Consider the following 19,696-nt stretch of genomic DNA (forward strand, 5'->3'; position numbering starts at 1 on the left):
TTGAGGCCCGCGCTCGAAACAGCGGCCACGGACCCCTGAGGGAGTCCGAGGGCGGCTGAGGTTGCGCCGACGGCATGCGGGCCCCGCTGCGCCGCAGCGGGGCCCGTTGCGTTCGCCCTACAGCGACAGCTCCGGTTTGAGCCGGGCGGGGGTCCAGACCCGCTGGCGCCACGCGGCGATGGTGCTCAGCAGCAGCGAGGCGGCCAGGTAGGCGGCCAGCACCGCCACCGCTTGTTCGATCGGTGCCGCGGTACCGCCGTAGATCAGGTGGCGCAGCCCGGTGACCACGTAGCTCAGCGGCAGCACCTGGTGCAGCGGGTGCAGCGGCTCCGGGATGGTCTGCCACGGGAACGTTCCGCCCGCCGTGACCAGCTGCAGGATCAGCACCACCAGGGCGATGAACTTGCCGCGCGGGCCGAAGGCCGCGTTGAGCGCGTGCACCAGCGCGGTGAACGCGAACGAGGTCAGGATCAAGAACCCGAGCGTGCCCCACGGGTTCGCCGGGTGGACCCCGATGCCGAAGACCACCACCGCGAACAGCAGCACGGCCTGGACCAGCCCGACCGTCGCCGCGGGGAGCCAGCCGCCCAGCGCCACCCGCCACGAGGCGACCCCGTTGGCCAGCGCGCGGTTGGACAGCGGGCGCATCAGGAGGAACAGCACGAACCCGCCGACCCACAGCGCCAGTCCCATGAAGAACGGCGCCAGCCCGGCCCCGTAGGTGCCGGCGTCGACCTGCGCGCGGGTGTCCACCGCGACCGGGTTGCCGATGGTCTTGGCGGTGGCCTCGCGGGTCGGGTCGTCCGGGTTGGGGATCTGCTCGGCGCCCTCGTCCAGCTTGTTCGCCAGGGTGTCGGAGCCGTCGGCGAGTTCGCCGGAGCCGTTGTAGAGCTGCTGGGTGCCGCCGACGAGCTCGTCGGCGCCGGAGGCCAGCCGTTGCGTGCCGCTGAGCGCCTGCTGCTGGCCGTCGCTCAGCTGCGTCGCGCCGTCGTCGACCTGCGCGGCGCCGTCGGCGAGCTGATCGATGCCGTTGGTCATCTGCGGTGCCGCGTCGGCCAGCTGGCGGTTGCCGTCGGCGACCTGGCGCGCGCCGTCGGCCAGCGCGCGCAGCTGGCCCACCTGGTTCTGCACCTTGCCGTTGGCTTCGGTGACCGGGCTGTTGAGCCGGTCGAGGTTGTCCACGACGGTCTGCACGGTCTTCTCGTCGACGCCGGCGAGGCGCAGCTGCTCGGCCGTTTGCGCCTTGGTCTCGTCGAGGTTGTCCACCACGTCCTGGGAGAAGCCGCCGAGCAGTTCGGCGCGCTGGGCCAGTTCCTCGTTGCCCTGCGCGACCTTCTCCGCTCCGTCGGCCAGCCGCTCGGTCTGCTCGGGCAGCTGCGCGGTGGAGGAGCGCAGTTCGTCGAGGCCGTCGCGCAGCTCCCCGGTGCCGTCGGCGAGGCGGTTCGTCCCGGAGGCGAGCCTGCGCTGGCCGTCGACGAGTTCGTGCGCGCCGTCGGCCAGCTGGTTACCGCCCTGGCGCGCGTCGCCGAGGCCGTTGTGCAGCCGGTCGGCGCCGTCGGCGAGCTCTCCGGCGCCGTCGGCGGCCTGCACCGTCTGGTCGTGCACCGTGGAGAAGCCCAGCAGGAACTGCTCGGCCGCGTTGGTGCCCGCGTTCTCGGCGACCCCGGCCTTGACCTCGCCCGCGAGCTTGTCGGCGATGGTGCCCACCAGGTAGTTGTTCGCGTCGTTGGTGATCAGCCGCAGCTTGGCCTGCCGCGGCGTGAAGTCGGCGGGGGAGACCAGCGCGGCGGAGAAGTCCTTCGGGACCACCAGCGCGAAGGTGTAGTCGCCGTTGGCCACGCCTTCCTGCGCGCGTCGCAGGTCGGTGGCGGTCCACTGGAACGTGCCGGAGTCGTGCAGCTTCTCGCGGACGTCCTGACCGGCGTTGAGCCGCGTGCCGTCGTCCTGCTCCGCGCCCGCGTCGTCGACGACCACCGCGGCGGGCACCGAGTCGAGCTCGCCGTAGGGGTCCCAGTTGGCGTAGATGTACATCGCGCCGTAGAGCAGCGGGACCAGCGTGACCGCCAGCAGCGCGAGTTTGGGCAGCTTGCCCGAGGTGAGCCGCCGCAGTTCGGTGGCGGCCAGCCGGAGACTAGTCATCGAGCACCTTCAGTGACCGAGGTTTCGTTGTCGTCGACGCCGATGCGGGTGGCGGCAGCGCCCAGCGCATCGGCGGAGTGCGGGGAGCAGAGCACGACCACCGCGAGACCGCGCTCGGCCTGCGCGGTGGCGTGCTCGTACCAGTGCTGCGGTCGGCCGCCGTGCCGGTCCGGGGAGTCCAGCACCAGTGCGCGGACACCCCTTGCGGCGCAGGCCAGTTCGATCAGCAACCGAGTGCGCTGGTGGGCGGGCAGGTTCTCGATCCGCTCGGTGGGCGGTAGTTCGCGCTCGTCGATCCAGGAGCGGGCCTTGCGGCGCGTCGAGCCGCGCCCGGCCATGGACAGGCCCTCCGCGACGACGTCGCGCACCTGCAACGCGTCGTCGGGAGCGGTGATCTGGGGAGCGTCGACGACGGCGACCGAGCGGCGCAGCGCGGCCCCATCGCCGCTGTCGTCGAGCCGCACGTTGCCCGCGGACGGTTTGATCCGTCCGGACAGCGCCAGTGCGAGTGCGGTGCGAGCGGTGTCGGAATCCCCGGTCACCAGCAGGGTTCGCCCGGATTCGACGTGCAGCGACGTTGGGGGCAGCAGGGGTCCGTGCGCGCCGTTGACCTCGACGCCGGTGGCGACGATCTCCACGCCTTCTCCTCGATCCTCACGGCCTCCGGCCGCGCGGACCGTGCGGGGTCAGCGCAGCGCGGTGGCCGGGCGTACCTCCCACATCGTCCACAGTGGCCGGTATCCCTGGCGGGGCCAGAACACCGAGGACAGCGGGTTGGGCGGGTTGTAGTACAGGAAGCTCCCGACGGCACCGGCGCGCACGAACTCGTTGTGCGCCGTAGCCATCAGCTGCCGGCCGACACCGGTGCCGCGCCACTGCTCGTGCACGGACACGCAGTTGACGTAGCCCCACGTGCCTGTGCGCAGCCGGTAGGCCCGGGAGGGCTTGCCGGTGTCGATCCAGCCGCATTCCGCGACCGCCACCGGCGTGCCGTCCTGCTCCGCCAGCCACACCGGGTCGCTGGAGTTCAGTCGTACTCCGGCGGCGGTCCGCTTCAGCTGCGCGGCGTCAGGGCGGTACGTGGCCGTGCCCACCAGGGCGGCGTACTCGAGCTCGGCGAGGGTGAGCTCGACGACGGCGTCCAGGTCGGCCGGTCCGGCGCGACGCACCTTTACGGTACCAGACAGTTTCGTATTGTCTGAGGGCTCCTCCGGCGCCGGGGCCGAAGGGCGCACGGCCAGCACCGACAGCGGGACGAACCCGTGATCGAGCAGCGCTCGGGTGGCCTGCACGTCCCGGCTGGGCCAGACGACCATGCAGGTGGAGTTCGCGCCCGGATCCGGCTGCTCGTCCATCCACCGCCGCCAGGTGCCGAGCACCGCGTCCATCCCGGTGCGCGGGTTGTCGCCGAGCAGCGGGAACAGCTCGAAGGCCTCATCGGCCTGCCACAGGCCGCGCGGCGATCCCTGCGGGTTGGACTCGTGGACGACCAGCCCGGCCGCCGGTGCGCCCTCGGCGGTGCGGGTGGCGAGCGGTTCGGACTCCGACGGCGCGTAGATGTCGCCGGGCAGCAGCGGGTCCAACGCGGTGAACCGCGCGGATTGCGCCTGGATCAATTCCTGCGCGGTGGTCAACCGGGCACCCCTCTTGTGGTTCGTCGCGGTACGCGGCGGCAGCCGCGCGGTGTGGGAAACAGTCGGTGCCGCGGCGGGTTCTCAGGCGCTGCCGGGTGCGGCCAGCCGCCGCGCCGCGTATGGGTGATGAGCAAATCGCCGATCCCGGAGCCCGGCGGCGTCCGAGGTTCCACTACCCGAGCCGCCGCGCAAACCGCAAACCGGAACATCTCCTCAGTCGTTCGTCAGCGGACCTCGCCGGCATCGCCGGTGCCGCCGCGCCGGGCGGCTCGGACGTCGCTCACAGGTCGCAGACGAAGATCGCGGTGCCGGGGAACAGGCGGCCGCGCAGCGGGCTCCACTGGCCCCAGACCTGGGTGTGTCCCGCGGGCCACTCCGGCTCGATCAGGTCCGCCAGCGTCATGCCGGCCGCGTTGATCGCGCGCACGAAGTCGCCCAGGGTGCGGTGGTGCTCGACGTAGGTCGCCCGGTCGTCGTCATCGACCTCGAGGTAGGGCGAGCGGTCGAAGTAGGAGTGCGTCGCCGTCAGTCCCGTCGGGCCCGGGTCGTCGGGGAAGATCCACCGCATCGGGTGCGTCACCGCGAAGACCCAGCGGCCTCCGGGCCGCACCACCCGGGCCACCTCGCGGAACACCTGCGTCACATCCGCCACGAACGGCACCCCGCCGAAGGCCGAGCAGGCCAGGTCGAAGCTGCCCGCGGCGAACGGGAGGTGGTCCGCGCTGGCCTGCACCAGCGGTGTCGAGGTGCCGCTGCGCTCGGCGGCAGCCGCGGCGTGGCGCAGCATCCCGGCGGAGATGTCCAGGCCGACCGCCTCCGCGCCCTGCCCGGCCAGCCAGTGCGCGCAGGAGGCCGCGCCGCAGCCGATCTCCAGGATCCGCTTGCCGCGCACGTCGCCGAGCAGTCCGATCTGCTCCTCGCGCAGCCCTTCCGGGCACCACACGAAGTCCGCGTCGCCCAGGAACTCGCCGTGCTCGGCCTGGTACTCGTCGGCGTCGGCGTCCCACCAAAGCCGGTTGGCCGATCGCGACTCGGCGGCGCCCGCCGGGCGATCGGCCACACCCGCGGTGCCCAGTGCGCGCTCAGCGGAGCTACCCTGGGAAGAGGCGCTCTCCGGGTCGTCGATTCGAGTCACGGGATCTCCCAGTCGCGGGTGAGTACTGCACGGACGTGAACAGATTGTGTCGTCCGCGCGCGACTCGCCTGAAGGTGAGGGGTACCGCGGTTTGCTCGGCGATCGAGAGAACGCGTACGATACCGCCCGCGCCGTGGGTCTTTTTTATCGTCGGCTTCAGGTACCGGGTTTCGCCCGGCGTCCGAGGCCGTTCGGCAAAACGGAATCCCCGGGTCCGCCTGTCCAGGTGGTCCGGGCTGCCGGGGCCAGGGCGCGAAAACGTAGTACCACCGACCAACAATCCGTACCGGAGCAACCCACCTGATGTCCACCGACACCACCACCGTCCCGACTGAGGCCGCCACCAAGCCGCAGGTCGCAGTGAACGACGTCGGGACGGAGGAGGACTTCCTCGCCGCCGTCGACCAGACCATCAAGTACTTCAACGATGGGGACATTGTTGAGGGCACCATCGTCAAGGTCGACCGTGACGAGGTGCTGCTTGACATCGGCTACAAGACCGAGGGCGTCATCCCGTCCCGCGAGCTGTCGATCAAGCACGACGTCGACCCCGCCGAGGTCGTTACCGTCGGCGACTTCGTCGAGGCCCTCGTCCTCCAGAAGGAGGACAAGGAAGGCCGACTGATCCTCTCCAAGAAGCGTGCGCAGTACGAGCGCGCCTGGGGCACCATCGAGGAGCTCAAGGAGAAGGACGAGCCGGTGCGCGGCACCGTCATCGAGGTCGTCAAGGGCGGCCTCATCCTCGACATCGGGCTGCGCGGCTTCCTGCCGGCCTCCCTGGTCGAGATGCGTCGTGTCCGCGACCTGCAGCCCTACGTCGGCCGCGAGCTCGAAGCCAAGATCATCGAGCTGGACAAGAACCGCAACAACGTGGTCCTGTCCCGCCGCGCCTGGCTGGAGCAGACCCAGTCCGAGGTCCGCAGCGAGTTCCTCAACCAGCTGCAGAAGGGCCAGGTCCGCAAGGGCGTCGTTTCCTCCATCGTCAACTTCGGTGCGTTCGTCGACCTCGGTGGTGTCGACGGTCTGGTGCACGTCTCCGAGCTGTCCTGGAAGCACATCGACCACCCGTCCGAGGTCGTCGAGGTCGGCCAGGAGGTCACCGTCGAGGTTCTCGACGTGGACATGGACCGCGAGCGCGTCTCGCTTTCGCTCAAGGCCACCCAGGAAGACCCGTGGCGCCAGTTCGCCCGCACCCACGCGATCGGCCAGATCGTGCCGGGCAAGGTCACCAAGCTGGTTCCGTTCGGTGCGTTCGTCCGCGTCGACGAGGGCATCGAGGGTCTGGTCCACATCTCCGAGCTGGCCGAGCGCCACGTGGAGATCCCGGAGCAGGTCGTCCAGGTCGGCGACGAGGTCATGATCAAGGTCATCGACATCGACCTCGAGCGTCGTCGCATCTCGCTGTCGCTCAAGCAGGCCAACGAGGGCTTCACGCCCGAGTCGGAGTTCGACCCGACGCAGTACGGCATGGCTGCCGAGTACGACAACGAGGGCAACTACATCTACCCCGAGGGCTTCGACCCGGAGACCCAGGAGTGGCAGGACGGCTACGAGACGGCCCGCGAGGAGTGGGAGCGCCAGTACGCCGAGGCCTACGCCCGCTACGAGAAGCACCTCGTGCAGATCACGAAGGCCCGCCAGGCCGACGCCGAGGCCGCGGCTGCTGCCGCGACCGGTGGCGGCGCCGCCGAGGAGCAGCCGGCCGCCAGCGGCGGCGGCAACTACTCGTCGGCTTCGGCTCCGGCTGCCTCGAACAGCAGCAGCAGCAACAACAACGAGGAGCAGCAGCAGCAGGAGGACAGCAGCGGTTCGCTCGCCAGCGACGCTCAGCTGGCCGCCCTTCGTGAGAAGCTCTCCGGCGGTGCGTGAAGCACTGACGCCTAGCGGCTGAAACCGGCCCCGTACCCGTCAGGGTGCGGGGCCGGTTTCGTGCGCGGCGGCGGGCTGCCCCGGGCGGGCGCCCTGCTGGCAGGATGGGGCGCATGTTGCGGGTTGGGCTCAGCGGTGGCATCGGTTCCGGGAAGTCGACCGTTGCGGAACGCCTGCGGGCGCTGGGAGCCGTGATCGTCGACGCGGACGCGCTCGCCAGGGAGGTCGTCGCGCCCGGCAGCCGGGGGCTGGCCGAGCTGATCGAGCGCTTCGGCCGGGACATCGTCGGGGCCGACGGAGCGCTGGACCGGCCCGCTCTGGCGGCCAAGGCGTTCGTCGACGACGAGTCGCGCGCCGCCCTCAACGCCATCACCCATCCGAAGATCGCCGAGCTCACCGCCCGGCGGATGGCCGAGGCCCCGGCCGATTCCGTGCTGGTGCACGACATTCCGCTGCTGGTGGAGGCGGGCTACGCGCCGGAATACCAGCTGGTGATCATCGTGCACGCGCCCGAGGACGTGCGGGTGGCGCGGTTGACCGAGCGCGGGCTGGCCGAGACCGATGCGCGCGCCAGGATCGCCGCGCAGGCGACCGAGCCGCAGCGTCGCGAGGTCGCCGACGTGTGGCTGGACAACTCCGGTGACGTCGACGACCTGCTCGCGCGGGTGGACCGCCTCTGGGACGAGCGGCTGGTGCCGTTCGAGGAGAACGTGCGGCTCGGCCTGCGACCGCCGCAGCGGTCACCGCGGCTCGTCGATCCGGACCCGGAGTGGCCCGCGCAGGCCCGGCGGTTGCTGGCGCGCGTCGAGCGCGCCGCGGGGGAGCGGGCGGTGCGGGTGGACCACATCGGCTCCACCGCGGTGCCCGGCCTGCCGACCGAGGACGTGATCGACCTGCAGCTGACCGCGCGCACCCTCGCCGACGCCGATGCGCTGGCCGAGCCGCTCGCCGAGGCCGGGTTCGTGGTGTGTCCCGACGTCACGGCCGACGCGCCGCACGAGTTCGCCCCGGAACCGCAGCAGTGGGCCAAGCGCCTGCACGTCAGCGCTGACCCGGGTCGCCGGGCCAATCTCCACCTGCGGGTGGGGGGAACGGCCTCCTGGCGGGTGGCGCTGCTGTTCCCCGCCTGGCTGCGCGCCGACGCCGCCGCCCGCGCGGACTACCTGGAGGTCAAGCGGCGGCTGGTCGCCGAGCACGCCGAGGACCCGCACTCCGAGGACCGCGCGGCGGCCGAGGAAGCCTGGTTCGCCGCGAACCTCCCCAACGCCCTGGCCTGGGCCGAGCGCACCGGCTGGCGCCCCTGACCGCCGACCCGGCCGCTGGTCGCGGCCGGGGTTCACCAGGGCTCGAAGATGCCCCGGTAGGCCAGCCACTGGTTGATCGTGCGGTGCCGGGTGATCTCGTCCAGGGTGCGATGGACCGTGGAGAACGCGTAGTCGGCCTCGCTCTGCCGGATCGCGCCCTGCGCCACCGCCGAGGCGAACTCCGCGGCGCGGGTGACGCGCGGCCTGCCCTGACCGGGGATCTCCAGGCGCAGCAGCAGGTCGGTGGTCGTCCACGTGCGGGTGTCGCGCTGGATGGCCACCGCGGTCAGCGCGCTGGGGCCGCCGGGCGCGTTCTGGTCGCGGGGCCGCAGCCGGGTCATGCGCACCCCGAGATCGGTCAGCAGCCAGGTGATCTCCATGTCGTGGTGCGGATCGTGCGGCAGCAGGCACACCACCATCAGGCCCCACGGCTCGGTCTCGCAGATCTCCAGCTGATCGACCTGTCCGGACGGATGCGTGCGGCGTGCGGTGAACATGTCGATGACTTCGACCAGTCGAGGGGAAACCGCAGCGCTCACAACACGGGAGGGTAGCGGGAAAACCGGCGCTTGAGATCGTCAGTAGCAATTTTTCAGCCAACTCTTATCCGCGATTCACAGCGGCCGGAAATCCGGTGCCCGAATCACACCGTTGGCGGTAGTGAGCGCGGTTCGGGTACGGGATCCTGTCCCGGCCATCCGTGCCACGTGAGCTCGATGTCCTTGCCGTGCAACCACTTCGACAGATCGAACTGGCAGGCCTCCAGCCCGGCGAGCGCCGCGCACGCGTTGCGCATCGCGCGTTCCGCGGTGGCCGGGTCGAGCAGTTCGGCGCGCACCGCGAGAAGGAATTCGTCCACGTCGTGCAGTTCCGCGCCGCGTTTGTCGCGAACCTCCAGATCGAGGTAGTGATCGACGGTTCGCCAGCGCTGCCCGGTGAATTCCACATCGACGACATCCAGGTAGAAATCCAGGTCTCGCTCGCATCCCGGGTGCCAGTACCAGCGCGTCACGCGCAAGCCCGGCCCGGGCAGGATCCAGGACTCCAGGGCGGCCAGCCGGGGGTGCCCGGCCAGCGGTCGTGCCAGGTACAGCCCGAAGGGCTCGCGGCGATATCGGGTGACGGGGCGCACGTGGCCCTTGGGATCGGTGTTGGTGCCCGCGGTCAGGTCGAACACTTCGACCTTCGGCGGATGCACGGGCAGGTCCAGCCGCTCGGCGATCTCGCGCTGCGTGCTCACGACACCACTCTAGGTTCTGCTGCGGGATTCCCGCACCGCTTCGTCGCGGAGTCGTTCAGGCGGTGCGGGTCGAGTCCCGCGCTCGAACAGCGGCTCCGCGGCACCCGCAACGGCTCCGAGATGCGCTCAAGTGGCGGGCGCGACGTCCGAAGGTACGCCGCGCCCGCGAATTTTCTGCCACTTGTACAGCGTCACCTCCGATCGATCGGGGTCAGGGAGATGCGCGGGAGCAACCCTCCCGCGAGCCTGTTCCCCGCGGTCCGCCGCAGCTTCCGCCAGGGGCCTGACCGGGTGACGTAAGCCATTGTCCACCCTGATGGCAGGGAAAGCATCCCGTGACGCAACATGATGTCGGTGGAGGCTCGTACGCTGGGGACGTGGCTTTCGCGACTGAGTACCCCTCCGAGGACAACCGCGTCCTGGCGCACTCCGAGTTCCGGCCGGTGGGCGAGATCGAGCGGACCGGCAATCCGTTCCGGGTGGAGAGCGAGTACGAACCCGCCGGTGATCAGCCCGAGGCCATCGACGACCTCGAGCGGCGGATCAACAGCGGGGAGACGAACGTGGTGCTGCTCGGCGCCACGGGTACCGGCAAGTCGGCGACCACGGCCTGGCTGATCGAGCGGGTGCAGCGGCCCACGCTGGTGCTGGAGCCGAACAAGACGCTGGCCGCCCAGATGGCCAACGAGCTGCGCGGGTTCTTCCCGGACAACGCCGTGGAGTACTTCGTCAGCTACTACGACTACTACCAGCCCGAGGCCTACGTCCCGCAGACCGACACCTACATCGAGAAGGACTCCTCGGTCAACGAGGACGTCGAGCGGTTGCGCCACTCGGCCACCTCGAACCTGCTCTCCCGCCGCGACTGCGTCGTGGTGTCCTCGGTGTCGTGCATCTACGGTCTGGGTACGCCGCAGTCCTACCTGGATCGCTCGATCCCGCTGAGCGTGGGCGGTGAGATCGACCGGGACGTGTTCCTGCGCGGGCTGGTCGACGTGCAGTACGCCCGCAACGACGTGGCCTTCGCCCGCGGCACCTTCCGGGTGCGCGGGGACACCGTCGAGATCATCCCGGCCTACGAGGAGCTCGCGGTTCGGGTGGAGTTCTTCGGCGACGAGATCGACCGCCTGTACTACCTGCACCCGCTCACCGGTGACATCGTCCGCGAGGTCGACGAGGTCCGGATCTTCCCCGCCACCCACTACGTCGCCGGCCCGGAGCGGATGGAGAAGGCCATTCGCGACATCGAGGCCGAACTGGACGAGCAGCTGACCAAGCTGGAGAACCAGAACAGGCTCCTCGAGGCCCAGCGGCTGCGGATGCGCACCCAGTACGACATCGAGATGATGCGCCAGGTCGGCTTCTGCTCCGGCATCGAGAACTACTCGCGGCACATCGACGGGCGCGAGGCGGGCTCCGCGCCGGCGACCCTGATCGACTACTTCCCCGAGGACTTCCTGCTGATCATCGACGAGTCGCACGTGACCGTCCCGCAGATCGGCGGCATGTACGAGGGCGACGCGTCGCGCAAGCGCACCCTGGTCGAGCACGGGTTCCGGCTGCCCAGCGCGATGGACAACCGGCCGCTGACCTTCGAGGAGTTCTCCGACCGGATCGGCCAGTCGGTCTACCTCTCGGCGACCCCGGGCGACTACGAGATGGCGCAGGCGGGCGGCGAGTTCGTCGAGCAGGTCATCCGTCCCACCGGGCTGGTCGATCCCGAGGTGGTCGTCAAGCCCACCGAGGGGCAGATCGACGACCTGGTGCACGAGATCCGCGATCGCGCCGAACGCGACGAGCGGGTGCTGGTCACCACGCTGACCAAGAAGATGGCCGAGGACCTCACCGACTACTTCCTCGAACTGGGGATCCGGGTGCGCTACCTGCACTCCGAGGTCGACACGCTGCGCCGGGTGGAGCTGCTGCGGCAGCTGCGGCTGGGCGAGTACGACGTGCTGGTGGGCATCAACCTGCTTCGCGAGGGCCTGGACCTGCCCGAGGTCTCGCTGGTTTCCATCCTGGACGCCGACAAGGAGGGCTTCCTGCGCTCCGAGCGATCGTTGGTGCAGACCATCGGTCGTGCGGCGCGGAACGTCTCCGGTCAAGTGCACATGTACGCCGACCGGGTGACCGACTCGATGCAGCACGCCATCGACGAGACCAACCGCCGGCGCGCCAAGCAGATCGCCTACAACGAGGAGCGCGGCGTCGACCCGCAGCCGCTGCGCAAGCAGATCGCCGACATCCTGGATCGGGTCTACACCGAGGCCGAGGACACCGCGGAATCGGTGGAGGTCGGCGGTTCCGGCCGCAACACCTCGCGCGGCAAGAAGCCCTCCGGTGAGTCGGTGGCCAGCCCGGGGCTGCTGGAGGACCGCGACATCTCCAAGATGCCGCGCGCCGAGATGGCCGATCTGGTCCAGCAGCTCAACGACCAGATGATGAACGCGGCCCGCGAGCTGCAGTTCGAACTGGCGGCCCGGCTGCGCGACGAGATCCACGACCTCAAGAAGGAGATCCGCGGTATGGACGCCGCGGGGATCGAGTGAGGCCCGATCGCCGGGCCCGGTTGGGCGTTACAGCTGGGCTCGGTGATCAACCTCTCGGTTTCGCAGTGCCGCCCACTCGTTGAACCTTGCGCGCGCAACCGTGCTTCGCGAGTTCGTCAACTCGCGTCCGTGACCTCGGGTAATTCCGGATTTCGTCCAAATTGGACGTGTTTTTGGAATGCTACCCGCGAGTTGCCCGATTATTGTTTCAACGGATTTACCAGCGATGACTACGTTCTGTCCGTCGTCTCACCAAGAAGGCGGTACGCGGGTAAGCTGCCCTGCGGTATTTTCGCTCTCCTGGTGTGAGCACGTTGGATGTGGCGGACCGAGACGAAACGGAGCAACACATGGATCCCGGCAGGTCGGTCATACCCTGCTCCCCCTCGGGGTTTGGCACGACGGGATCCGGCGGAACCGGTGACTCCGGTCTGAAACACCCCCTGCTCGCGCCGTGTTGAGGACGATGTCTCCCCCTTTCACCGGCCATGCGGCGGCGCGGCCGCACGGGTCGGAATTCGTGTGCATGCGAAGTGGAGTCACCTTCTCCCTCCTGTTGACGTGGCCGACGGCAAGCGCGGAATACCGGAAGTAGTCAATTCCCCTCACGCCGACGGGCTCCGGCTGACCCGTCGCGACGCCCCCGCACGCCCGCGAAACCCCCGCGAACCTTTTCTCAGGAAGGAACCGATCGGAATGGAGTTGGCCGACAGTGGGCCCGCACAACAACCCGATGCGGCGTCGGAGATGCTCGATTTCCTGCGCAGGTACAGCAGGGAGCAGCTCGACTCCTGGCGCATGGACGAACGACGGGGCTTTCCGCTATCGATGGTCCCGGACATGGCCGGTGCCGGCCTGTTCGGGCTGCAGATCCCCGAGCGCTACGCGGGACAGGACCTCTCGCACGCCGACACGCTCAAGGTCTTCCGGCAGCTGGGCGCGATCGACTGCAACCTGATGGTCTTCATGGCCGTGCACAACACGCTCGGGGTGCCACCGATCCTGCACTTCGCGCAGGAGGACGTGCGCTCTGCGCGGCTCCCAGAACTCGCCACGGGCCGGCGGCTGGTCACCAGCGCCATCACCGAACCCGGCACGGGTTCGCACGTGCGCGCCATCTCGACGCGGGCCACCAAGCTGCCCGACGGCAGCTACGTGCTCAACGGCGGCAAGCAGTGGATCTCGCTCGGTGCCGACGCCAACCACGTCAACGTCTTCGCCCGGCTCATCGACGAGGACGGCGCTGACGCCGGGATCACCGGGTTCCTGGTCGATTCCGGCACTCCCGGCTTCGTCCGCGGCTCCGAGATGATGACCATGGGCCTCAAGGCGGTCCCGCAGAACCTGCTGACCTTCGAGAACCTGCGGGTTCCCGGGGAGGCGCTGCTCGGCAACGAGGGCGAGGGCCTGGCGGCGGCCAAGACCGCTTTCATGCGCGGTCGTCTGGCGCTTCCCACCGGCGCGATGGGCGCGGCGATGCGGGCCCTGGAACTGGCCCAGCGCTTCGCGCGCCGCCGCGAGGTCGCCACCGGCAACCTCGCCGAGAACGGACGCATACAGCAGATCCTGGCTGATTCGGTCGCCGCGATCCAGGCAGTGGACACGCTGGTGCACTACATCGCCGACCGGCTCGACTCGGGCCAGCAGGTCCCCGAGCTGTGGCACTTCGTCGCCAAGATCCTCGGCTGCGAGCTGATGTGGAAGGTCGTCGACGACTGCCTGCAGCTGCTCGGTGCGCGCGGTTTCGTCGACACCAACGTGGTGGCCCAGTTCTACCGGGACTACCGGCTCTTCCGGATCTTCGAGGGCACCACCGAGGCGATCACGGTCTACCTGGGCAGCACCATCATGAAGGACTCCCAGCGGCTGATGGGCGTCTTCGACGAGCTCGACGCCGACCCGCGCAGCGCCGAGCACGCCTCCAGGGTGGCCAAGCTGACCACCGTGCCGACCAGCGGCGAGCAGCACAAGCACGTGCTGGCCGGTCAGATCGGCGAGCTGGCCTGCTGGTCGCTGCTGGCCGGGCTGACCGCGCAGAGCCGGAACCGTTCCACGATGTTCGCCCGGATGGCCGCGTGGTGCGAGCAGCGGTTCCTCGACAAGCTGCGCCGCGCCGAGGAGGACGCCTGCTCTCCGGTGGACCTGCCCACCGGGGAGGAGCTCGCCCGCTGCATCGACGGTTTCGACGACGTCATCGGCAACGTCGAGCAGCGCAGGCCGGGTGACTACCGCGAGCTGGACCTGCTGCTGCGCCGCGGCTGAGCCCGAACAGCCAAAAAGGTGCGCCGATTCCGTGCGAATCGGCGCACCTTTCGTGCGGGCGGCTTAGGACTCCTTGCTGTATGCGGCGAAGCCGCTGCTCGAGGGGCGGATCCCGCAGCCACACGGCGCGTCAGGTTCCGCCACCCGCACCGCCACGCAACCCCCACACACAGAACAGCTCCTCAGCTGCCCTGGATCTCGCGTTCGCGGCGGTGCAGCAGCTCCACCCCTTCGCCCGCCAGGGACTTGATGGCGTTGAGGCCGTCGCGGCCCCACGGGCGGGGTTCGGTGTCAACGACGCAGACCGTGCCCAGGGCCAGCCCGGTGCGGTCGATCAGCGGGGCTCCGAGGTAGGAGCGCACGTTCATCTTGTCCACGACGTCGTTGCCCGCGAACCGGGGGTAGTCGCAGACGTCCTCGAGGACCAGCGCCATCCGCCGGGCGATGACGTGCGGGCAGTAACCGGTCTCCATCGGCGCCGAGCGCGGGTCGGTCTCGGCGTTCGCGTCCTCCATCGAGGGGACCCGGGTGAACAGCCCGCCGAGGTACTGGTGGGTGTCGGTGATGAAGTTGACCATCGCGTTGGGCACGCCGAGGGTTTGTGCGATGCGCTGGGCGAAGGCGTCGAAGTCGGCGTCGGCGCTGTCGCCGAGGCCGAGCTGGCGCAGTCGCGCTGCCCGCTCCTGGGCGCTGCTGTCGACGGGGGAGAAGTGCCGGTGTCCGGACGCGTCGAAGGTCGTCACGAAGGGCTCCATTCCGGGGGGACTACTGGGGACGAGTCGTTAAGACGTGCTCCATGAGCTCGATGAGCACGGACGCGGACGAACGGCGGTCGCGCGCGTCGCAGAGCACGACGGGGGTGTGCGGTTTGATGTCGAGGGCTTGCCGCACCTCATCGGGCTGGTACTGGAAGCCGTCTTCGAACTGGTTGACCGCTACCAGGAAGTCGATGCCGCGGCTCTCGAAGAACTCCACGGCCGCGAAGCAGTCCTGCAGCCGGCGCGTGTCGGCGAGCACGACGGCTCCCAGGGCGCCGTCGACCAGGTCGTCCCACATGAACCAGAACCGGTCCTGTCCGGGCGTGCCGAACAGGAACAGCACGATGTTCTGCGGGTCGAAGGTGATTCGCCCGAAGTCCATCGCGACCGTGGTGGTCGACTTGTCGCCGACGCCGGTCAGGTCGTCGTGGCCGACACTGGCGACGGTGAGCGTTTCCTCCGTGGTCAGCGGTTCGATTTCGCTGATCGAACGGACGAACGTGGTTTTCCCGACTCCGAACCCACCCGCGATCAGGAACTTGAACGAGGTCGGGAATGGCTCAGAGCTGTTGGAGCCCATCGAGCAATGCCTCCAGTTGTTCTCTTCTTGGCGCGTGCGCCGGGGCGTGGGTGGTGAGCGCCCCCCAGTCGATGAGGTCGGACAGCAGGACCTTGGTGACCACCGCGGGCTGTCTCAGGTTCGCGGCGACCTCGGCCACCGAGGTGGCGTGCCTGCACAGCTTGAGCATCCTGGCGTGCACGGGTTCGATCCGGTCCGGCGACATCCGGCCGGTGGATCGGACCAGCGACTGCAGCGACAGCGCGGCGCTGGGCTCGGTACGTCCGTTGGTCAGCGAATACGGGCGCAGCAGAGGTCCGGCCTCGTTGTCCAACCAAGGCGTGTCCTGCGGTGACATCATCGGTCACCGCCCCATTTCACCGGAGCTCCGTGCGGCGGTTGGCTGCCGCATGGGCGTGGTCAGGTGGGCGGGGACCCGCTTGACCAGCTGGGCGATCTCGTAGCCCAGCACGGCGGCGTCGGCGTCCGGGGATGCCAGTACGACCAGCACCGCTCCGGTTCCGGCAGCGGAAACGAACACGACCAGGTCGTCGAACTCCACGACGACCTGACGCACGCTGCTGCTGTTGCCGAAGCGCTGGCCGCCGTTGCGAGCCAGCGAGCACTGGGCGGCAGCCCAGGCGGCGAGTGCGTCGGCCTCGTCGTTGTCCAGACCGCGGTGGTACCGCTTGATCCCGTCCGTGGAGGCCAGCAGGGCGCAGCGGGTGTGCGGGACTCGCCGGAGCAGGTCGGCCAGCAGCCAACTCAGGTCGGACGACGAGCCCGCGGTCACGTCATTGGCCATCAGAAAAGTGTCTCCTTGAGATCGTGCGGGGAAGGCAGGGATGTGATCCGGTGTATCAGCTCTCCGGATCACCCGGCTTCTTGTCCTTGGTGCCGCCCTCGACTCCGGAACGGAAGGAAGCCCACAGGCCCGGGTTCGGCCCGCCCGGTGGTTCCTCCTCCGCGGGCGCGCCTCCGCCGCCGGCGAGTTGCGGGACCAGGTAGCTGCGGGTGCGGTCCCGCTTGGGCAGTGCGGGCCGCTCGTCGTTGTTGGTCATCGCGGGGGCGCTATCGCTGTGCGCGGATGGGGCGGCCGGAGCTTGCTGCTGGGCCGCTTCCGGACGCAGGTCGCCGGAGTGGCGGCCGTAGCCGTTGGCGGCGCCGTTGGCGTTGGCCTGCTGCGGGCTCGCGGGTCGCGGGCCCGCCGGTTGGGCGGCTCCGTTGGCGTGCTGCGGTTCGCGGTCGGCCACCGGTGCCCGGTAGGTCGTCCGCTCCGCGGTGTTGAACTGCGCGCCCTGGCCGTTCCCGGCGCTGCTGCCGGGTTCCATCGTGGTCAGCACGCTCTCGGCGTTGTTCGCGGCCGCGGCGTCCTGCGCCTCGTCCTCGTCGGCGCCGAGCAGGCTGGCCGGGATCACCACGTGCGAGTCGGTGCCGCCGTACATGTTGTTGTCCAGCTCGACGCCGATGTGATGGCGGTGCGCGAGCTGCGCGACCACGTACAGACCGATTCGGCCGTCGCGCAGCTGGGCGTCGCGGTCGGCTTCCTCGGGGTTGTTCAGCAGGTTGTTCAGCGTCAGCCGGTCCTGCTGGGACATGCCCAGCCCGCGGTCGCGGATGTCGATGGCCAGCCCGGCGGTGACTCGCTGGGTGTTGATCGTGACCTGCGTGTCCGGTTCGGAGAACGAGGTGGCGTTCTCCACCAGCTCGGCGATGAGGTGGATGACGTCGGCGACGGCGTGCCCGTGCAGCGTGCCGTCGACCGGCGGGATCACCTTGACCCGGGCGTAGTGCTCCACCTCGGCGACCGAGGAGCGCAGCACGGTGTACATCGCCACCGGCTTGCTCCACTGCCGCCGCGGCATGGAACCGCCCAGCACCGCGAGACTCTCGGCCTGCCTGCGCACGCCGGTGACCAGGTGGTCCACCGCGAACAGGCCCTTGAGCAGCTCCGGGTCCTCGACCATCTGCTCGAGCTCGTCGAGCCGCTGGATCGCCCGGTGCGCCAGGGATTGCACGCGGCGGGCCAGGTTCGCGAACACGGCCACACCGGGGTCGGTGTGCGAGCGCGGTTCCTGCTGCATGCGCACGAGCGTGAACTCGACGGTCGACTGAGCCTGGCGCAGCTCGTGGGCCAGCAGCTCGAAGGGGTTGGCCGTGGCCGGTTCGGCCGTGGGCCAGCGCGGGGCGGGTTGATGCCCCGCGCGGAGCTGCTCGACGAGGTTCGGCAGCTCCCGGTTGTTCTGCTCGACGGTGCGGCGCAGCGCGTCGATCCACTGCTGGGTCTGCTGGGCGTTCTCGGCCAGCTGTGCCTGGGCTCGGCTGGAGGCGTCCTCGATCTGCCGGTCTACCTCGGTGGCCAGGTTGCCCGCGCGGGTGCAGGCGATGACCACGATGGCGACGCAGGCGGTCACGGCGACGCCGAGCACGGTGTAGCCGATCTCCACCGGTGGCGCGAAGACCAGCGTGACGGCCGCTGCGGTGCCGATCAGCGTCACGCCGACCAGGGACAGCACGACCAGACGCAACAGCCGGTCCCGGATGGTGTCGGGTCCCTCTCCGGGGGGTCGTTCGTTCTGTGTCGCGGGTAAGGGGCTTTCAGACATCAGCGTCCTTGGTACGGGGGTTTCGGTGACGGGCACGAGTGCCGGGGGTCGGGGACGTCACCGGGGACTACTGGTGCTCGACTCGTGATCAAAGTATCACTCGGCGTGATGATAGTGCGTGGGGATGCTGAATTGGGCTTTTCCGCGCAGCAATGCGTCCGATAGGGGGATGCCAATCCCCGCTGGAAAGCCCAACAACGGCCGCTCACCTCCAAAACCAAGGTTAGCGGCCGTTGATGGAAGGTTTTCGCGCGGCTAAAGAAAGCTTGACTGCCGGCACCGGATGGGGTTACTACGCGCGCGTGATTGACTACTGAGAGAAGTTTCGGCTGGCGGTGTCCGCCCGGCCAGCGATGATCATTGCGGTATTGCGCTGGGTCCGTTCGCGCGCTGGATCCCGGAATCGTTCCGGAGGCGAAGGGCCGGAGCCCCCGCCTCCGGAAGATCGGGACCGATCAAGCGAAGGCGCTGATCCCGGTGACGGACTTCCCGACGATGAGGGTGTTCATCTCGCGGGAGCCCTCGAACGAGTAGACCGCCTCGGCGTCGGCGAAGAACTTGGCGACCTCGTAGTCCAGCACGATTCCGTTGCCGCCGAAGAGTTCCCGCGCCCAGCCCACGACCTCGCGCATCTTGGTGGTGGTGAAGGCCTTGGCCAGCGCGGCTTGCTCGGCGCTGCCCGCGCCCTCGGCGACCAGCTCGTTGAGCCGGACCACGATGCCGAACATGGCGGTGACGTTGCCCAGCATCTTCACCAGCAGGTCCTGGATCATCTGGAAACCGCCGATGGGCTTGCCGAACTGCTCGCGCCGGGTGGCGTACTCCCGCGCGAGCTCGTAGGCGCGCACCGCCACGCCCAGCGCCTGCCAGGCCACGCCACCGCGGGTGGAGGCCAGCACCTTGGCGGTGTCCCGGAAGCTGTTGACGTTCTGCAGCCGGTTTTCCTCCGGAACCCGCACGTCGGCCAGGGTGATGTCGGCGTTCTGCACCGTGCGCAGCGCGATCTTGCCCTCGATCTTGGTCGCCTCGAATCCCTCGGCGGGTGTCTCGACGACGAATCCCTTGACGGCGCCGTCGGCCTCGTCGCGGGCCCACACCACGACCAGATCGGCGAACGTGCCGTTGCCGATCCAGCGCTTGGCTCCGTTGAGCACCCACTCGTCGCCCTCGCGGCGCGCGGTGGTGCGCATGCCGCCCGCCACGTCCGAGCCGCCCTCGGGCTCGGTGAGGGCGAATGCGCCGATCTTGCTCAGGTCGGCCATCTCCGGGATCCAGCGGTCGCGCTGCTGCTGGTCGCCGCCGTTGTAGATCGAGCCCATCGCGAGTCCGGTGTGCACGCCGGAGAACACGGCGAGCGACGGGTCGATCCGGTTGAGCTCGAGGCTGAGGAAACCGGTGAACAGCGGGCTGCGCTGCTTCCCATCGCCGTACTCGGGGAACTGGTAGCCGGCCAGCCGCAGCTTGGCGAACTTCTCGATGACCTCGAACGGGAACTCGGAGGTGTCCCAGGCCTGGTTGGCCAGCGGCTTGACCTCGCGTTCCAGGTACTCGCGGATCTCGGCGAGCTCGGTGCGCTCGGCCTCGGAGAGCTTGTCGGCGAAGCCGAAGAAGTCGGGATCGGTGTTGACGGGCTTGGGCATT

General features: G+C 69.5%; 16 protein-coding genes. 4 read left to right on the forward strand and 12 right to left on the reverse strand.

The window, feature by feature from the left end; all coding sequences use genetic code 11:
• Positions 1-117: 117 nt before the first annotated feature.
• The 4 genes from ABD289_RS09355 to ABD289_RS09370 all read right to left on the reverse strand — a co-directional run bounded on the left by ABD289_RS09355 (position 118) and on the right by ABD289_RS09370 (position 4,908).
• Entirely contained in the window at positions 118-2,139 is a 2,022-nt protein-coding gene (locus ABD289_RS09355) for a YhgE/Pip family protein (RefSeq protein WP_344128833.1), read from the reverse strand.
• Positions 2,136-2,777: an ABC transporter ATP-binding protein gene (locus tag ABD289_RS09360; protein ID WP_344128835.1), complete on the reverse strand. Its 642-nt coding sequence runs from the start codon at positions 2,775-2,777 to the stop codon at positions 2,136-2,138. Before ABD289_RS09360 ends, ABD289_RS09355 begins: the two co-directional genes overlap by 4 nt.
• Before the next feature lie 48 nt (positions 2,778-2,825).
• A complete protein-coding gene (locus ABD289_RS09365; RefSeq protein WP_344128837.1) occupies positions 2,826-3,773 on the reverse strand; it encodes a GNAT family N-acetyltransferase in 948 nt (315 codons plus the stop codon).
• Between the two features lie 280 nt (positions 3,774-4,053).
• Positions 4,054-4,908, reverse strand: coding sequence for a class I SAM-dependent methyltransferase (locus tag ABD289_RS09370; RefSeq protein WP_425564625.1), 855 nt, complete (start codon positions 4,906-4,908; stop codon positions 4,054-4,056).
• A gap of 303 nt (positions 4,909-5,211) precedes the next feature.
• Between ABD289_RS09370 and rpsA the strand changes: the two genes are divergently transcribed.
• Both rpsA and coaE read left to right on the forward strand, forming a co-directional pair.
• Positions 5,212-6,777 (forward strand): 30S ribosomal protein S1, encoded by a 1,566-nt coding sequence (gene rpsA, locus ABD289_RS09375; RefSeq protein WP_344128839.1) that lies wholly within the window; start codon positions 5,212-5,214, stop codon positions 6,775-6,777.
• 113 nt (positions 6,778-6,890) lie between these two features.
• Positions 6,891-8,081 (forward strand): dephospho-CoA kinase, encoded by a 1,191-nt coding sequence (gene coaE, locus ABD289_RS09380; protein ID WP_344128841.1) that lies wholly within the window; start codon positions 6,891-6,893, stop codon positions 8,079-8,081.
• Between the two features lie 32 nt (positions 8,082-8,113).
• Here coaE and ABD289_RS09385 read toward each other — a convergent pair whose 3' ends face one another.
• Together ABD289_RS09385 and ABD289_RS09390 are read right to left on the reverse strand one after the other, a co-directional pair.
• Positions 8,114-8,620: a DUF402 domain-containing protein gene (locus ABD289_RS09385; protein ID WP_344128843.1), complete on the reverse strand. Its 507-nt coding sequence runs from the start codon at positions 8,618-8,620 to the stop codon at positions 8,114-8,116.
• A gap of 104 nt (positions 8,621-8,724) precedes the next feature.
• Positions 8,725-9,321: a ribonuclease FAU-1 family protein gene (locus ABD289_RS09390; protein WP_344128845.1), complete on the reverse strand. Its 597-nt coding sequence runs from the start codon at positions 9,319-9,321 to the stop codon at positions 8,725-8,727.
• A 377-nt stretch (positions 9,322-9,698) separates the two neighbouring features.
• Between ABD289_RS09390 and uvrB the strand changes: the two genes are divergently transcribed.
• Together uvrB and ABD289_RS09400 are read left to right on the forward strand one after the other, a co-directional pair.
• Positions 9,699-11,870, forward strand: coding sequence for an excinuclease ABC subunit UvrB (uvrB, locus tag ABD289_RS09395; RefSeq protein WP_344128847.1), 2,172 nt, complete (start codon positions 9,699-9,701; stop codon positions 11,868-11,870).
• 696 nt (positions 11,871-12,566) lie between these two features.
• The gene (locus ABD289_RS09400; RefSeq protein ID WP_344128850.1) at positions 12,567-14,132 is read left to right on the forward strand and encodes an acyl-CoA dehydrogenase family protein; all 1,566 of its coding nucleotides are present in this window, start codon (positions 12,567-12,569) and stop codon (positions 14,130-14,132) included.
• A gap of 182 nt (positions 14,133-14,314) precedes the next feature.
• Here ABD289_RS09400 and ABD289_RS09405 read toward each other — a convergent pair whose 3' ends face one another.
• The 6 genes from ABD289_RS09405 to ABD289_RS09430 form a co-directional block, all read right to left on the reverse strand.
• Positions 14,315-14,875 carry a GAF domain-containing protein gene (locus ABD289_RS09405; RefSeq protein WP_344128852.1) on the reverse strand — a complete coding sequence of 187 codons (561 nt, stop codon included), beginning with the start codon at positions 14,873-14,875 and terminating at the stop codon, positions 14,315-14,317.
• Positions 14,876-14,897: 22 nt separating this feature from the next.
• Positions 14,898-15,470: a GTP-binding protein gene (locus ABD289_RS09410; protein WP_344128854.1), complete on the reverse strand. Its 573-nt coding sequence runs from the start codon at positions 15,468-15,470 to the stop codon at positions 14,898-14,900.
• Entirely contained in the window at positions 15,451-15,810 is a 360-nt protein-coding gene (locus ABD289_RS09415) for a DUF742 domain-containing protein (protein ID WP_344128856.1), read from the reverse strand. Before ABD289_RS09415 ends, ABD289_RS09410 begins: the two co-directional genes overlap by 20 nt.
• A gap of 3 nt (positions 15,811-15,813) precedes the next feature.
• Positions 15,814-16,254 carry a roadblock/LC7 domain-containing protein gene (locus tag ABD289_RS09420; protein WP_344128858.1) on the reverse strand — a complete coding sequence of 147 codons (441 nt, stop codon included), beginning with the start codon at positions 16,252-16,254 and terminating at the stop codon, positions 15,814-15,816.
• 55 nt (positions 16,255-16,309) lie between these two features.
• On the reverse strand, positions 16,310-17,977 hold the full coding sequence (locus ABD289_RS09425; RefSeq protein ID WP_344128860.1) for a sensor histidine kinase: 1,668 nt from the start codon (positions 17,975-17,977) through the stop codon (positions 16,310-16,312).
• Between the two features lie 533 nt (positions 17,978-18,510).
• The gene (locus ABD289_RS09430) at positions 18,511-19,695 is read right to left on the reverse strand and encodes an acyl-CoA dehydrogenase family protein (RefSeq protein ID WP_344128863.1); all 1,185 of its coding nucleotides are present in this window, start codon (positions 19,693-19,695) and stop codon (positions 18,511-18,513) included.
• Between the last annotated feature and the right edge of the window lies 1 nt (position 19,696).

Origin of the sequence: Saccharopolyspora halophila, assembly GCF_039531955.1 — a bacterium.
GTDB lineage: Bacteria > Actinomycetota > Actinomycetes > Mycobacteriales > Pseudonocardiaceae > Saccharopolyspora > Saccharopolyspora halophila.

Bases quoted from the DNA above. Each gene is read 5' to 3' on its own strand.
- ABD289_RS09355 (WP_344128833.1), bottom strand. From the start codon at position 2,139: ATGACTAGTCTCCGGCTGGCCGCCACCGAACTGCGGCGGCTCACCTCG.
- ABD289_RS09410 (WP_344128854.1), bottom strand. From the start codon at position 15,470: ATGGGCTCCAACAGCTCTGAGCCATTCCCGACCTCGTTCAAGTTCCTG.
- coaE (WP_344128841.1), top strand. From the start codon at position 6,891: ATGTTGCGGGTTGGGCTCAGCGGTGGCATCGGTTCCGGGAAGTCGACC.
- ABD289_RS09430 (WP_344128863.1), bottom strand. From the start codon at position 19,695: ATGCCCAAGCCCGTCAACACCGATCCCGACTTCTTCGGCTTCGCCGAC.
- ABD289_RS09400 (WP_344128850.1), top strand. From the start codon at position 12,567: ATGGAGTTGGCCGACAGTGGGCCCGCACAACAACCCGATGCGGCGTCG.
- ABD289_RS09415 (WP_344128856.1), bottom strand. From the start codon at position 15,810: ATGATGTCACCGCAGGACACGCCTTGGTTGGACAACGAGGCCGGACCT.
- rpsA (WP_344128839.1), top strand. From the start codon at position 5,212: ATGTCCACCGACACCACCACCGTCCCGACTGAGGCCGCCACCAAGCCG.
- ABD289_RS09420 (WP_344128858.1), bottom strand. From the start codon at position 16,254: ATGGCCAATGACGTGACCGCGGGCTCGTCGTCCGACCTGAGTTGGCTG.